Annotated in this window: 15 protein-coding genes; 8 read left to right on the top strand and 7 right to left on the bottom strand. The window is 61.8% G+C overall.

Going from position 1 to position 14,411, the window contains the following annotated elements:
• Positions 1 to 37: 37 nt before the first annotated feature.
• Positions 38 to 415: a DUF1622 domain-containing protein gene (locus DD235_RS14640; RefSeq protein ID WP_109062839.1), complete on the top strand. Its 378-nt coding sequence runs from the start codon at positions 38 to 40 to the stop codon at positions 413 to 415.
• An 18-nt stretch (positions 416 to 433) separates the two neighbouring features.
• On the opposite strand, the gene DD235_RS14635 is transcribed toward DD235_RS14640, so the two are convergent.
• Complete coding sequence (locus DD235_RS14635) at positions 434 to 877, bottom strand: hypothetical protein (protein ID WP_109062838.1); 444 nt, start codon at positions 875 to 877, stop codon at positions 434 to 436.
• Between the two features lie 167 nt (positions 878 to 1,044).
• Complete coding sequence (ggt, locus tag DD235_RS14630) at positions 1,045 to 2,844, bottom strand: gamma-glutamyltransferase (RefSeq protein WP_109062837.1); 1,800 nt, start codon at positions 2,842 to 2,844, stop codon at positions 1,045 to 1,047.
• 208 nt (positions 2,845 to 3,052) lie between these two features.
• On the opposite strand from ggt, the gene DD235_RS14625 reads away from it, so the two are divergent.
• The 7 genes from DD235_RS14625 (at position 3,053) to DD235_RS14595 (ending at position 8,914) form a co-directional block, all read left to right on the top strand.
• Positions 3,053 to 3,727 (top strand): RraA family protein, encoded by a 675-nt coding sequence (locus DD235_RS14625; RefSeq protein ID WP_109062836.1) that lies wholly within the window; start codon positions 3,053 to 3,055, stop codon positions 3,725 to 3,727.
• A 1-nt stretch (position 3,728) separates the two neighbouring features.
• Entirely contained in the window at positions 3,729 to 4,931 is a 1,203-nt protein-coding gene (locus tag DD235_RS14620) for an aminotransferase class I/II-fold pyridoxal phosphate-dependent enzyme (protein WP_109062835.1), read from the top strand.
• A 153-nt stretch (positions 4,932 to 5,084) separates the two neighbouring features.
• Complete coding sequence (locus tag DD235_RS14615; protein ID WP_420810476.1) at positions 5,085 to 5,801, top strand: ABC transporter substrate-binding protein; 717 nt, start codon at positions 5,085 to 5,087, stop codon at positions 5,799 to 5,801.
• Positions 5,802 to 5,822: 21 nt separating this feature from the next.
• Positions 5,823 to 6,506, top strand: a complete 684-nt coding sequence (locus tag DD235_RS14610) for an amino acid ABC transporter permease (protein WP_109062833.1) — start codon at positions 5,823 to 5,825, stop codon at positions 6,504 to 6,506.
• Positions 6,499 to 7,194, top strand: coding sequence for an amino acid ABC transporter permease (locus DD235_RS14605; RefSeq protein WP_109062832.1), 696 nt, complete (start codon positions 6,499 to 6,501; stop codon positions 7,192 to 7,194). Before DD235_RS14610 ends, DD235_RS14605 begins: the two co-directional genes overlap by 8 nt.
• A gap of 22 nt (positions 7,195 to 7,216) precedes the next feature.
• Entirely contained in the window at positions 7,217 to 7,945 is a 729-nt protein-coding gene (locus DD235_RS14600; protein ID WP_109062831.1) for an amino acid ABC transporter ATP-binding protein, read from the top strand.
• A 51-nt stretch (positions 7,946 to 7,996) separates the two neighbouring features.
• Positions 7,997 to 8,914, top strand: coding sequence for a LysR family transcriptional regulator (locus DD235_RS14595; RefSeq protein WP_109062953.1), 918 nt, complete (start codon positions 7,997 to 7,999; stop codon positions 8,912 to 8,914).
• Positions 8,915 to 8,926: 12 nt separating this feature from the next.
• Here the strand turns inward: DD235_RS14595 and DD235_RS14590 are convergent, their stop codons facing one another.
• Genes DD235_RS14590 through DD235_RS14570 form a run of 5 tightly spaced genes read right to left on the bottom strand, consistent with a single transcriptional unit; the run spans position 8,927 to position 14,409 of the window.
• On the bottom strand, positions 8,927 to 10,180 hold the full coding sequence (locus tag DD235_RS14590; protein WP_109062830.1) for a Zn-dependent hydrolase: 1,254 nt from the start codon (positions 10,178 to 10,180) through the stop codon (positions 8,927 to 8,929).
• A 47-nt stretch (positions 10,181 to 10,227) separates the two neighbouring features.
• Positions 10,228 to 11,415: an amidase gene (locus tag DD235_RS14585; RefSeq protein ID WP_109062829.1), complete on the bottom strand. Its 1,188-nt coding sequence runs from the start codon at positions 11,413 to 11,415 to the stop codon at positions 10,228 to 10,230.
• A 23-nt stretch (positions 11,416 to 11,438) separates the two neighbouring features.
• Positions 11,439 to 12,464: an ABC transporter ATP-binding protein gene (locus DD235_RS14580; protein ID WP_109062828.1), complete on the bottom strand. Its 1,026-nt coding sequence runs from the start codon at positions 12,462 to 12,464 to the stop codon at positions 11,439 to 11,441.
• On the bottom strand, positions 12,461 to 13,522 hold the full coding sequence (locus DD235_RS14575) for an ABC transporter ATP-binding protein (protein ID WP_109062827.1): 1,062 nt from the start codon (positions 13,520 to 13,522) through the stop codon (positions 12,461 to 12,463). The genes DD235_RS14580 and DD235_RS14575 overlap by 4 nt, the downstream gene beginning before the upstream one ends.
• Complete coding sequence (locus DD235_RS14570) at positions 13,519 to 14,409, bottom strand: ABC transporter permease (protein ID WP_109062826.1); 891 nt, start codon at positions 14,407 to 14,409, stop codon at positions 13,519 to 13,521. Before DD235_RS14570 ends, DD235_RS14575 begins: the two co-directional genes overlap by 4 nt.
• Positions 14,410 to 14,411: the final 2 nt, after the last annotated feature.

Raw genomic sequence — 14,411 nt, 5'->3', positions numbered from 1 at the left:
CACACTCCTGCTATTCGATTCGCCCGGCACGCCTCTCATGCTCAAGACTTTTTATGAATTGTCCGTTTCGCTGCTTGAAATCTGCGGAACTCTTGCGATCCTGATAGGATCGGCCGCAGCAACCTGGCAGTTTTTCAGGCAATCGCTGCGTGATGGCTACGCCAAGGCTTATCATCCTTTTCGATCGTCGCTCGGACGCAGCATTCTGCTTGGCCTGGAGTTTCTCGTGGCCGCAGATATTCTCAATTCATTGGTCATTGCGCCCACACTCGACGATTTGCTGATTCTCGCGGGCCTGGTGCTGGTGCGTACTTTCCTGAGTATCTCCCTGGGCGTTGAAATCAATGGGCATTGGCCGTGGCAGGATACCCGGCTTGAGCGAGAGGAAAAGGCTGCGGCAAGCAAGCAGGCATGAGTCTCGTGCTGTATGACCCTATGTTGATGTCCTTGATTTTTTGCCCAGATAAAAGTCCAGATATTTTTTCGGACGCTCCCGAAATGCCCGCTGTTTACCATAACGATAGGCGTCATGAAAATAGGCATATGCCTCTTCATCCTGGCCCAGTTCGTGGCAGACCATGCCCAGGTCAATAAGCGGGGCAGTATCGATGTCCGAGCCTCTGGTTTTCAGGGAGATTTCTGCCCATTTCTTGGCTTCGGCATAGGCGGCGCACTCAAAATGGATACTGTAGAAGCATGAGGCGATCCAGCTGGCAATTTCCCAATCCAGTTGGGGGGCAGGCAGCAAGTCCCATGCGGCCTGATATTTCTGTAGTGCTGCCTTGTAATCTTTATTTGTCTGGAGAATATTGCCTTCCTCTACAACGGACACAATGGTGTCTTCCAGTTTTGGGTTGAGGTCGGAAAGCACTTTCATGATGGATGGAATTTGAGTACGGGCGCAATAAACAGGTTTCCTGGCATGCCTGTGATGTCGACACCATGGAAAGTGTCGGGCAGGCCGACCAGGGAAGTGAGTCTTGATTATCTCAAATCCTGGCCCGTACCGACCGAGGGATTTTATTCCCCCGGCCTCCTCACTCTTTAAAACCCCAGCGTCAACCCATCCGGATTACGCGGGTCCGAATACCCGTACAGCTTTCCATCCCGCACCATGATCGTCTGGGTACGCCCCATGGCGGGTTTCACCGCCAGCTTGTGCCCACGTTGCTCCAGCAGCGCCATCGTATCCGGACTCAGGCCCTTTTCGATGCGCAGCTCATCCGGCAGCCACTGGTGATGGATGCGCGGCACCGAGGCGGCTTCGGCCGGGTTCATGTTGAAGTCGATCACGTTGACTACGGTCTGCAGCACCGTGGTGATGATGCGCGAGCCGCCCGGGCTGCCGGTGACGAGGAAAGGCTGGCCGTCTTTCAGCACCAGTGTCGGCGTCATGGATGACAGCGGTCGCTTGCCCGGTGCGATGGCATTGGCGTCGCCGCCGATCAGTCCGTAGGTGTTGGCCACGCCCGGCTTGGCAGAGAAATCGTCCATTTCGTTGTTGAGCAGGATGCCGGTGCCGGGTACCACGATGCCGGTGCCGAAGTTGGTGTTCAGCGTGTAGGTCACGGCGACGGCATTGCCGTGCTGGTCGATGGTCGAATAATGCGTGGTCTGGTCGCTTTCATAGGCTTGCGGCTGGCCGGCGCGTATTTCGCTGGCGGGGCGGGCCCGGTCGGTGATCGACAGCGCGAGGTTGTCGGCATAGGCCTGGGAAATCAGGCCGCTCAGCGGGATGTTCACGAAATCGGGATCGCCCAGGAATTCGGCGCGATCCGCATAGGCCAGCTTCATGCTTTCGGCCATGTAGTGCAGGCTTTGCGCACTGTTCTGGCCCCACTCGGCCAGGGGCCAGCGTTCCAGGATGTTGAGCATCTGCACCAGGTGTGCACCGCCCGACGATGGCGGCGGCATGGTGGCAATCTGGTAGCCGCGATAGGTGCCTTCGACCGGCTTGCGCTCGATGGATTGATAGCTCTGCAGGTCCTGCCGGGTGATGGCACCAGGCCAGGCCGCCATTTCCTGAGCAATCTTCCGGGCGATTTCGCCTTCGTAGAAAGCGGCGGGGCCTTGTTGCGCGATCAGTGTCAGCGAACGGGCCAGATCTTTCTGGACCAGTCGGTCGCCGGCCTTGAGCGGTGCACCGTCGCGCCAGAAGATGGCACGGGTGGCGGGCCATTTGCCCATGTTGTCCTTTTCACGCTGCAGGCCATTGGCCAGGCTGTTGCTGACAATGAAGCCTTCATCGGCCAGGCGGATGGCGGGCGCGATCAGTTGCGCCCAGGGCAGCGAACCCCATTTGGCATGGGCATGCGCCATGCCGGCGACGGTACCCGGCACACCCACGGCATAGTGCGTGTAGAGCGACTTGCCATCGATCACGTTGCCATCCTGGCCCAGGTACATGTCGCGGCTGGCCTGGCTGGGTGCCATTTCCCGGAAATCCAGCGCGATGTTCTGGCCCGTTTTGGCATCATGCAGCACCATGAAACCGCCACCGCCGATGTTGCCGGCATTGGGCAGCGTGACTGCCAGTGCGAACCCGACCGCCACGGCAGCATCGACGGCATTGCCACCGGCCTGCAGCACTGCCAGACCGACCATGGACGCCAGGTTCTGCTCGGTGGCGACCATGCCCTGGGTGCCCGTGACCGGGTGGAAGATTTCCAGTCCGGATTCGTAGGCAGCTGCTGCGGCGAGGGCCGCTGCGGATTGCTGGAAGGAGGGCTGTTCCTGGCCGCTCTGCAGGGCCGAGGTCGAGGTGGTCGTGCCGCAGGCGGCCAGCAGTACGCTGGTCAGTGCAAGGCCGAGCAGGGGGAGGGTTCTGGCGGTGCCATGTGTCATTGGTTTGTCTCCTTGAAACGGGCGGGATACGGCCCAGGTGCCACTCTAGCTGGACACAGCCAATAATTCGAGCGCTATTTTCCTGATAGGGTAAACACTAACAGGAAAAAAACTCCTGATCCGAGTGGAATTTATATCGTTTTGAGGAAGGCGGTGTGCTGCCGTGTAATAGCCCTGACCCCATACCCAAGCGATGTTTCAGAGACTCATGGATAAGATCGGATTCCGAATTTTCCCCAGCCCTGCGGCTGAACAGGATGCCAGCCTGCTCGATGCCTTCGAGCAGATCGGCGTGGCACAGATCAGTGATTGCATGCAGCGCCTGTACGGCGCGGTCGGGCTGCGGCCCTACCATGTGGCCGGCAAGCCCATCGTCGGTTTTGCCGTGACCGTCAAGGTCCGGCCGGGCGACAACCTGATGATCCACAAGGCGATCTCGATGGCAGTGGAAGGCCAGATCATCGTCGTTGATGGCAAGGGGGAACTCAGCAACGCGCTGGTCGGTGAGCTGATGATGCTCGATGCCCGCCGCCGCGGGGTGCGCGGCTTCGTCATTGATGGCGCGGTGCGTGATTCTGACGTGTTCGCCGAGCATGATTTTGGCTGCTTCGCACGTGGCGTGTCGCATCTCGGGCCGTACAAGGACGGTCCGGGTGAGGTCAACGTGCCCGTCAGCATCGGCGGCATGGTGGTCCAGCCCGGCGACATCATCGTCGGCGATGCCGATGGCGTGGTGGCGATTCCCTACGCTCAGGCTCGGGCGGTGCTGGCCCAGGCGCAGGCCAAGGAGGCCGCCGAGGCCGAATCCAAGCGCAAGATTGCAGCCGGGAACTATCCCAAGCCCTGGCTGGACAAGACGATTGCAGAAAAAACAGGAGCCTGACATGTCCATCATTGCGGACCGGATCAAACGTATCAAGCTGTCGCCCAGCGTGGCGGCACGCGGCATCATTGCGGAACTGCGCGAGCAGGGCCGCAGCATTATCGACCTGACCATCGGCGAACCCGATTTCTCGACGCCGACGCATATCTGCGAAGCGGCCAAGCGCGCCATCGACAACGGGCAGACCAAGTATCCGCCCGCGCAGGGCGTGGCCGCGCTGCGCAAGGCGATTGCCGCCCGGTTGCAGCTGGAAAACGGTATCGATTATCCGATCGGGCAGATCATCGTCAGCACCGGTGGCAAGCAGGTCCTGTTCAATGCCCTGGCGGCCACCCTCAATGAGGGCGACGAGGTGATCGTGCCGTCTCCCTATTGGGTGTCGTACCCCGACATGGTACTCGTCAACGGTGGCGAGCCGGTGATTGCACAGACCGATCTGGCTTCAGGGTATAAACTCACCCCGGAAGTGCTTGAGGCGGCCATCACGCCCCGGACCAAATGGCTGATCTTCAACGCGCCCAGCAACCCGACGGGGGCCGTTTACTCGGCGGAGGAATTGCGGGCGTTGGCCGATGTATTGGTACGTCATCCGCACGCCTGGGTGATGACCGACGATATGTATGCGCGCCTGAGTTTCATCGACAGGGCACCCAGTTATATCCTGGCCGTGGCACCCGAGCTGGCGGATCGAACCTTGCTGGTCAACGGAGTGTCCAAAGCCTATGCCATGACGGGCTGGCGCATCGGCTACGGTGCCGGCCCGGCCGGGCTGGTCGGGGCAATGGCGATCCTGCAGTCGCAGAGCACGTCCGGAGCATCCTCGATCAGCCAGGCGGCTGCACTGGAGGCGCTGACCGGTCCCCAGGGCTGCGTGGACGAGTTCGCAGCCATTTTCCGCGAACGTTGCGAGGTCGCCTGCGACTTGCTGGCCTCGGTGCCCGGACTGACCCTGATCCGCCCGGAAGGTGCGTTCTACGCCTTCCCGGATTGCGCTGCCCTGATCGGCAAGCGCACGCCGGACGGCGCAGTCATCCGCAACGACGAGGATCTGTGCCTGTTCTTCCTGCGGGATGCCGGTGTGGCGGTGATCAGTGGCACCGCATATGGCGCACCGGGCACGTTCCGCCTGTCCTTTGCGGCTTCGTTGGACGATATCCGCGCCGGTTGTCTGGGCATCCGGGCGGCCTGCGAAAAGCTGGCCTGAATTTATCCGCGCACCTGAACGTGCGCGTCATCCAAGGGGAAAAAAACCATGAAATCCAAAATCACCGCATCTGTCTGCCTGTCGTTGGCCGCACTGGTCTCGTCAGCTCCGGCCCATGCCGACCAACTGGCCGATATCGCTGCGCGCGGCACGCTGGTCTGCGGCACCCTGGGGACGTCGCAGCCGTTCAGCTTCCAGGATGCTGCAACCCGTACCCTGGTTGGCTACGACGTGGATGTCTGCAAGCTGGTGGCCGACAAGCTGGGCGTGGGTGTTGAATACAAGTTGCTGTCGGTGGCGGCCCGCGTGCCCGAGCTCAACGAAAGTCGCGTCGATATCCTGGCCGCCAACCTGGGCCACTCGCCGGCGCGGGCCGAGCAGATCGCCTTCAGTCACGCCTACTACGTCAGCCCGCAAAAACTGCTGGTGCGCGAGGACTCGGGCCTGGAGACCGTCGAGCAGGTCAACGGCCGCCGCGTGGGGGCGACCAAGGGATCAAGCTCCGAACGCGAGGTCAAGCGAATTCTCGACAAGTCTTCCGTGATCGGCTACGCCGACAGTTCGGCGACCTACCTGGCCCTGCAGCAGAAGAAGATCGATGCCCAGGTGGCTTCCGAACTGGTGCTGGTGCGCTTGCTGCTGCAGTCGCCGCCGACGGCACCGGTTGCCATCGTGCGTGAGCCGGTTTTCATGGAGTACTGGGGGCTGGGCATGCGCAAGGATGAGCCGGCCTTCGTGGCCCGCGTCAACGAGATCCTCGACGAGGCCGAGCAGGATGGTACGGCGGCGGCACTGTTCGAAAAGTGGTTCGGTGCCGAAACACCCTACAAGCTGGAACGCAGCTTCAAGATCGCACCGATCGCCGAGTGATCGTTTCGTCCGGGATGCCAAATGCTTGAATCCGTCTACCTGTGGCAATTGCTCAATGGCATGGCCACCACGCTGACGCTGTTCTCGGTGGCCTGGGTCATGGCGTTCTCGCTTGCCATGGTCCTGGTCGTCGTGCGCACGCTCAACCTGCGGATCTGCCGCTGGATTGTCGATGCCTTCGTCGAATATCACCGCAATGTGCCGTTGATGGTGCAGGTGCTGTTCTGGTATTTCGGCATGCCGGAGCTGTTGCCGGAAGGATTCCGCAGTTGGCTCTATGCCCACAATGCCGAGCTGTCGCTGGCGGCAATCGCGCTGGCGCTCGGTTCTTCGGCCTATATCGCGGAAGACATCCGCAGCGGCCTGCGTGCCATTCCGGGCACGCAGTTCGAGGCGGCCCGCGCACTGGGCTCGAGCTATCTGCAGACGATGCGCTACGTCATCGTGCCGCAGGCATTGCGCATTTCGACCGGTCCGCTGATCAGTCGCGCGCTGCTGCTGTTCAAGAACACCAGCGTGGCCATGGCCATCGGTGTGGTCGAGCTGACCTACCAGGCTCGCGAGATCGAAAATGAAACCTATCGCACCTTCGAAACCTTTGGCGCAGCGACCGTGCTGTACCTGTGCGGGTCCTTCCTCATCATGCTGATCGGCATGCGCATCCAGGCACGCTTTGCCCTGAACAGGGGGGCTGGCCATGCTTGATATCCTGCAACAATACTGGCTGATGCTGCTGGTCGGCCAGTATCCCAATGGTCCGCTCGGCGGACTGGCCATGACGCTGATCCTGGCCGTGTGTGGCCTGTCGCTGTCGTTTCCGCTGGCGATATTGCTGGCTGTGGCTCGCACCAGCCCGTATCGCTGGGTGGCCCGCATCAGCGGCTACACGGTCAACATGATCCGGGGTATGCCGCTGCTGATGTTGATTTTTTGGGCCTATTTCGTCCTGCCCAAGGTAACCGGCCACTCCATCAGCGGATTCTGGACGCTGGTCTGCGCCCTTGTGGTCTACGAGAGTGCCTACCTGTCCGAGGTGATCCGCGCCGGCATCGAGGCCATTCCCAAGGGACAGATCGAGGCATCCCGCTCGCTGGGCGTGGGCTATTGGACCACGCTGCGCAAGGTGATCCTGCCGCAGGCGCTGTTCAACGTGCTGCCGGGCATGACCAGCCAGTTTGTCTCAACCATCAAGGAAACGTCGCTGGGATACGTCATCAGCGTGAACGAGCTGACCTTCGCCGCGAACCAGATCAACAACATGGTGCTGACACAGCCGCTGCAAGTGTTCGGCATCCTGGCGATCATGTATTTCATCGTCTGCTTCAGCCTGAGCCGTGCAGTCGGCTGGCTGGACCGGAAAATACGCCGCGTGCGGCAGATGAGCCCAGCCTGAATTTTTCGGAAAGAATGCTCCCATGATCAAATTCGACAAAGTCAACAAGTGGTACGGTGACCATCACGTCCTGACCGATATCGACCTGCATGTCCGCAAGGGCGAGGTCATGGTGGTCTGCGGGCCGTCCGGTTCGGGCAAGTCCACGATGATCCGCACCATCAATCGCCTCGAGGAAATCCAGAAAGGCACCATCCTGGTCGATGGCCAGGACATTCATGCCAAAGGGGTGAATCTGAATCACCTGCGCGGGGGCATCGGTTTCGTGTTCCAGCAGTTCAACCTGTTCCCGCACATGAGCGTGCTGCAGAACATCATGTATTCACCCGTGCATGTGCGCAAGCAAGGCAAGCAGGAAACCCGCGATCTGGCGATGAGCCTGCTGGAGCGCGTGGGACTGGCCCACAAGGCCGAGGCCTATCCGGGGTCGCTGTCGGGCGGTCAGCAGCAGCGCGTGGCGATTGCCCGTGCGCTGGCGCTCAAGCCGCCGGTCATGCTGTTCGACGAGCCGACCAGCGCCCTCGATCCGGAAATGGTCGGCGAGGTGCTGCAGGTCATGAAGGCACTGGCACGCGACGGCATGACGATGGTCTGCGTGACCCACGAAATGGGTTTTGCCCGCGAAGTGGCCGACCGGGTCGTGTTCATGGACGCGGGACAGATCATCGAAGTGGCGGCACCCGACGAATTCTTCGGCAACCCGAGGCATCCCCGGGCGCAGAAGTTCCTGGCTGATGTACGGGCGCATTGACCTGCGCAGTGTGCTATGTTGACGCGATCGCACTACACCTCGACCGCGGCCATGTTCACACTGAAGCAAATGGAAGCTTTCCACTGGAGTGCCGTGCTGGGCAGTTTCAATGCCGCCTCCAAACGCCTGTTCGCCACGCAGTCGGCGATTGCCAAGCGGGTGGCCGAACTGGAAACCTTTGCGGGCGCGCCGCTGTTCGAGCGTGACACCCGCAAGCTGGTGCTGACCCAGCAGGGACGTCGCCTGTTCGAACTGTCCAGCCAGTTGCTGGTACTGAACAACAACATCGTGCGCGAAATGGCCGATACCTCGCGCTTCGAAGGCACCGTGCGCCTGGGCGTGACGGAACTCAGCGGCGTGACCTGGCTGGCGCGCCTGATCGGCGAGGCCGGCCGTCGCTATCCCAATATCCAGTTGCTGCCCGAGATCGATGGCGGCATTACGCTGTACGAGCGGCTGATGAATGGCAGCCTGGACCTGGCCGTGATGCCGGGGCCGTTCTGGAGCTATGAATACGAGAGCGTCCCCCTGGAGGCGATCGTCAATGTCTGGATGGCCAGTCCGGACCTGGACATCGACTTCGAGGCGGATCTGACTCCGCAGGATCTGGTACCGTTTCCGGTGATTACCCAGCCGACCAATTCGGCGCTGTCGCACCTGTACGATGCCTGGTTCACTGAGCAGGGTATTACGCTCAAGCGCGTGCTGACTTGCAACAGCCTCGACATGATGGCGCGCCTGACCATCATGCGGCAGGGTATCAGCCACCTGCCGCGTGGCTATTTCAGCCCGCTGGTCGAGCGCGGGGTGTTGCGTGCCCTGAAAGTCTCGCCGGAACTGCCCCGTGTGCAGTATTACGCGGTCTTCAAACGGGACCTGATCAGCCACCAGGTGTCACTGGTGGTGGACATGATCCGGGAGACCTGCAACTTCGAGATGCACGATACGCTGCTGGCGTTCATGCACTGAGGGTGCGCTGACTCAGGACTTCCCGCCATTGGCAAGCTGCAACACGGCATGCAGCAGGACATCGGCTCCCATGGCCAGATGTTCGGGCTTGGCATCTTCCAATTCGTTGTGGCTGATGCCGTCCTTGCAGGGTACGAAGATCATGGCGGTGGGGGCCAGGTTGGCGACGTAGACGGCATCATGACCGGCACCGCTGACGACTTCCATATGACCGATGCCCAGCTTGTCGGCGGCCTGGCGGACGGTGGCGATGCAGGTCGGGGTGAAGTGGCAGGGCGGGAAATACACGACCTGTTCGATTTCGATGGACAGCTTGCTGTCATGCCGTTGCAGCAGTTCGGCATGGCTGTGCAGCGCATTGTGCATGGAAAGCAGCGTGGCATCGTCCAGCGCCCGAAAATCCACCGACATGGCCACGGAGCCTGGAATCGTGTTGCGCGAGTTGGGCATGACGTTCATATAGCCGACCGTGCCGCGCGCATGCGGGGCATGGTCCATGGCGATCTGGTTCACCTTGGTGACCAGGCTGGCAGCCGCCAGCAGCGCGTCGTGTCGCATGTCCATCGGCGTGGGGCCGGCATGGGCTTCCATGCCCGAGAGCGTGACGTTGTACCAGCGCTGACCCAGTGCGCCAGGGACGATGCCGACGGGCAGGTCGTGGGCCTCGAGGATGGGGCCCTGTTCGATGTGTGCTTCGATATAGGCCTCGAACATGCCGCCCGGCACGTCGCCGGCTGGATGTGTGCCGGCATAGCCGATGCGCTGCAACTCGTCACCGACGGACAGGCCCTGCGTATCGGTGGCGGCCAGTGCATGCGCCAGCGTGAAGGCACCGCTGAAGACGCCTGATCCCATCATCACCGGGACAAAACGCGAGCCTTCCTCATTGGTCCAGGCGATGACCTCCAGGGGGGCCTCGGTCTGGATACCGTGCTCATGCAGCGTGCGCAGGACTTCCAGGCCTGCCATGACACCGTAGTTGCCATCGAACTTGCCGCCGGTCGGTTGTGTGTCGATATGGCTGCCCATGGCGATGGCGCGCCGGTCGGGATCCGTGCCGGGCCTGCGGGCGAAGATGTTGCCGATCTCGTCGATACGAACTTCCAGGCCGATTTCCCGGCACCATTCGATGAACAGGTCACGTCCCTGCCTGTCTTCGTCGGTCAGGGCCAGTCGGCAGACACCTCCTTTGGGGGTGGCACCGATCTGTCCCAGTTGCATCAGGGAGAGCCAGAGTCGGTCGGAATTGATGCGCAGCGTCGTCATGATGTGTCCTTGAGTGAAGTGATGAAAATCAGGAGAGGTAGGCGTCGTTATCTCGGGCGGGGCAGGCGTGCAGCCAGTGCAATCAGGGACTGATCGCTGCCACGCGGGCCGATCAGCGATAGCCCCAGTGGTACGCCTGCTACTGACAGGTAGGGCAGCGTCAGTTGTGGCATACCGGCCAGTCCGGCCAGACACAGCATGGCAAGGGAGCGGTTGCGATAATCTTCCTGTTCGCTGTCGGGCTGTGCGACGAGGGGGGCGACATCCGGCATGGTCGGCATCAGCAATACGCTGTCATGTCCCAACAAGGCCTGAAATTGCGTGGCGAAGGCTTGCTGCAGCGCCATATGCGGCTGGATTTGCGCCTGGGTCAGTTGGCGTGACCACTCGAACCGTTCATGGACACCCGGCCCCAGTTGCAGGCCGTAGCGGTCGATGGCCTGTCCATGGCTTTGCCAGGCCTGCCAGCCCTGGATGTAGCGAAAGGCCCAGTACAGGTCAGTGGTCGGATGTGTCCAGGCCTGCACCGGGCGCAGGCTATCGAAGCCAATACCGCGCAAGGTGTCGATATAGCTGGCAAAGGCGGCCCGGACCGGGGTGGCGACCGCCTCCAGGATATCGCTGGCCAGCAGTAGCCGGGGGATATCCGGCAAGGCATGGGAGTCGTCGCCCAGCAGTGTGGTCCCCACTCTGGAGAAGGTCTCCAGGTCACGGGCAAACCAGCCGCAGGTATCGAAGCCGGGTGCCAGCGGCATGGTGCCCGTCAGCGTGATGCGGTCATGGGTGGGGCGCAGGCCGATCAGGCCGCAATGGCTGGCGGGTGCCCTGACCGAGCCCCCGGTATCGGAGCCGATGGCAAAATCGCACAGGTGATTCGAGACAGCCGATGCCGAGCCTGAGCTGGAGCCGCCGGGAATGCGGTCAGGTGTCGCGCCATTGAGTGGCGTGCCGAAGTGGCTGTTCCTGCCGGTCATGGAAAATGCCAGCTCGTCGGTCACGACCTTGCCATTGAAGCAGGCGCCCGCATCGAGCAGTCGTTGCACGACCGGGGCGGAGTCTTGCTTGATGCCGGACAGTGCCAGCATGTGCGGGTTGCCGCAGCCTGTAGGGTAGCCTGCAACATCGTAGATGTCTTTGACGGCGAAGCTCAGACCGTGCAGTGGGCCGTTATCGGCATGTGCGACTGGCGTGGCGGGATAGGGCAGGTAGCAGTGGGAGGGGAGTCGGGTAGGCATGGTATGGAGGCAGCGAAAGAGGGTCAGGCAGAGATCGTGGCAGGCGTTGCATCGGGCTGGTGGGCAACCAGTTGCCAGCAGTGGGCAGTATGCTGGCTGGACAATGCCGTCACGGGGGGCACGCGCTGGTGGCAGATCTCCGTCTGGTGGGCGCAGCGGCTGGCAAAGGCGCAGCCTGCAGGCAACTGACCGAGATCGGGGGGAGAACCGGGAATCGTTGGCAGCGGTTCGCCCTTGCGCATGACGCCGTGACCACGACTCTGCATCAGCGCCTGGGTGTAGGGATGGCTGGGCCTGGACAGGATCTCTGCGGTGGGGCCTTGTTCGACGATGCGCCCGGCATACATCACGGCCATCCTGTCGGCTACTTCGGTCGCCGCGCCGATATCGTGCGTCACGAAAATGATGGACAGGCCGAGCTCTCGCTGCAACTCGCGCAACAGCAGCAGGATCTGGATCTGTACCGTGGCATCCAGGGCCGTGGTGGGTTCGTCGGCAAGCAGGATTTCCGGGTTGCAGGCCAATGCCAGGGCAATCATGGCACGTTGGCGCATGCCGCCCGACATCTCGTGAGGATAGGCATCGAGACGTCGTTCCGGGCTCGGAATCCTGACTTTCTGGAACAGTGCCAGGGCGCGTGCATAGGCCTGCTTGCGGTCGAGTTGTTCATGATGGCGGATGGTCTCGATGATCTGTGCGCCGACCGTGTAGACGGGGTCGAGCGCTAGCAGTGGCTCCTGGAAGACCATCGCGATGCGCTTGCCCCGGATTTGCTGCAGCTTGCCGGCTGGTGTAGCGAGCAAATCCTGGCCGGCGATGCGAATGGTGCCCGTGTAGCGCGTGCGACGCTCGTCGTGCAGGCGCATCAGGGCGCGCAGGGTGACACTTTTGCCGGAGCCTGACTCACCGATCAGGGCCAGCACTTCGCCCCTGGCAACGTGCATGCTGACGCCGTTGACGGCCTGGATGCGCTTTTTCTGCGAGCGGAATTCGATATGCAGATCGCGCAGCTCGATCAGTGAAGCTGCGGTGTGCGTGTGACCGGTCATGCCGCACCCCCTGGCTGGGAGTGGGCGTAGGTGCTGTCCGGATCATGGCGCAGACAGGCGACATGATGCAGCGGCGCGATTTGCCGGATGACAGGATGCTGCTGGCTGCAGATAGCTCGGGCATGCGGACAGCGGGTATGGAAGCGGCAGCCCGACGGTGGGTTGATGGGGTTGGGTGGATCACCGGAAAGCGGCGCATGCTGCGTGCGTCGGGCGGGATCGGTGCTGGGCATGGATTGCAGCAGCGCGTGGGTGTAGGGATGAGCCGGCGACTCGAAGAGCGCTTCGGCAGGCCCGATCTCGATGACCTCACCCAGGTACATGACCAGTATCCGGTCGGAAATGAAGCGCACCACATTGAGATCGTGGCTGATGAATACATAGGTCAGGCCGAAGTCGCGCTTGAGCGTCATCAGCAGGTTGAGCACCTGGGCCTCTACGGATTTGTCCAGGGCGGACACGGCCTCGTCCAGGATGATGAGCCTGGGTTGCAGCGCCAGTGCTCGGGCGATATTGACGCGCTGTCGCTGGCCACCCGACAGCTCATGTGGGTAGCGCCCTGCGAAGCGCGCCGGTGCAAGATTGACCCGCTCCAGCAGGTCATGGGCGCGACTGAGTGCTTCCTGACGTGATACGCCATGTACCATGGGGCCGAAGGCAATCGAGTCCTGTATGGTCATGCGTGGATTCAGCGAGGCATAGCTGTCCTGGAAAACCATCTGGGTCTGGCGCCGGAATTCCCGCAGGGGAAGCGCAGATGAACCGACTGTCTGAGCATCGAACACCAGCTCGCCGGCATCCTGTGCAATCAATTGCATGAGCAGGCGTGCCGTGGTCGATTTTCCGCAACCGGACTCGCCGACGACTCCCAGGGTTTCGCCCTTGCGGATGTCGAAACTGATATCGTCGACGGCGCGTACCACGGATCTCTCGCCCAGCGCCGGGATCAGCCGGCGTGATTTCAGTGGAAAGTGCTTGCGCAGGTTGCGGATGCTCAGCAGTGGCTGCATCGGGCCGCCCACATCGCGTGGGTCGGTGGTTGGAATGTGCTGTGTCATTGCTTTACCTCCATGGCATTTCGCAGGCCGTCGGCCAGCATGTTGAAGGACACGGATGTCAGGAAGATCAGTACGCCTGGCAGTGCAGCCAGCAATGGTTGCGTGTAGATTGCAGTGCGCAGCGTGTTGAGCATCAGGCCCCACTCCGGCTCTGGAGGCTTCACGCCCAGTCCCAGGAATGACAGGCCGGAGGACAGAATCATCGAGACCGAGATCAGGCTGGTCGCATAGACAAAAATCGGACCGATGACATTGCCCAGTACATGACGGCGCACGATGACCAGTGCCGATGCGCCGGAGGCGCGAGCCGCTTCGACATAGTCGCTGTGCCGTGTCTGTGTCGTCACGCTTTCGGCGATGCGGGCAATCTGCGGGACGAACACAACCGTCAGGGATATCAGCGAGTTGGTGATGCCGGCACCCAGAGCACCCGACAGGGCAATGGCCAGCAGGACTGAAGGAAAGGCATAGAGGATATCGATGCCGCGCATGATGAAGGTATGGGTCGCACCTCCGGCGTAGCCGGCCGTGATGCCGATGGCGCTACCGATGATGAAGGCCAGCAGCACCGGCGTAATGCCCATGAACAGCGACAGCCTGGCACCCAGGATCAGGCGCGACAGCATGTCGCGGCCCAGTTCGTCCGTGCCCAGCAGGTGGCCGGTGCTGCCCACGGGTTGCAGGCGCTTGAGCATGGATGTCTGAAAGGGATCGGCTGGCATGATCCAGGGCGCAAAGAGGGCACAGAACAGTAGTATCAGGATGATGCCTGCACCTATCATGGCGACGGGATTGTGCATGAGCCGAAACATGACATTGGCTGCATGGCTGCGCGAGCTGACGGCGCTGGCCTGCGTCAGGGGGGCGGCGGATGGCAGGGTGCTCATGC

The sequence above is a fragment of the Corticimicrobacter populi genome (genome assembly GCF_003123725.1).
Taxonomy (GTDB): Bacteria; Pseudomonadota; Gammaproteobacteria; order Burkholderiales; family Burkholderiaceae_B; genus Corticimicrobacter; species Corticimicrobacter populi.
Note: the sequence above shows the minus strand (reverse complement) of the source record. Positions and strands in the feature narration are given on the sequence as shown.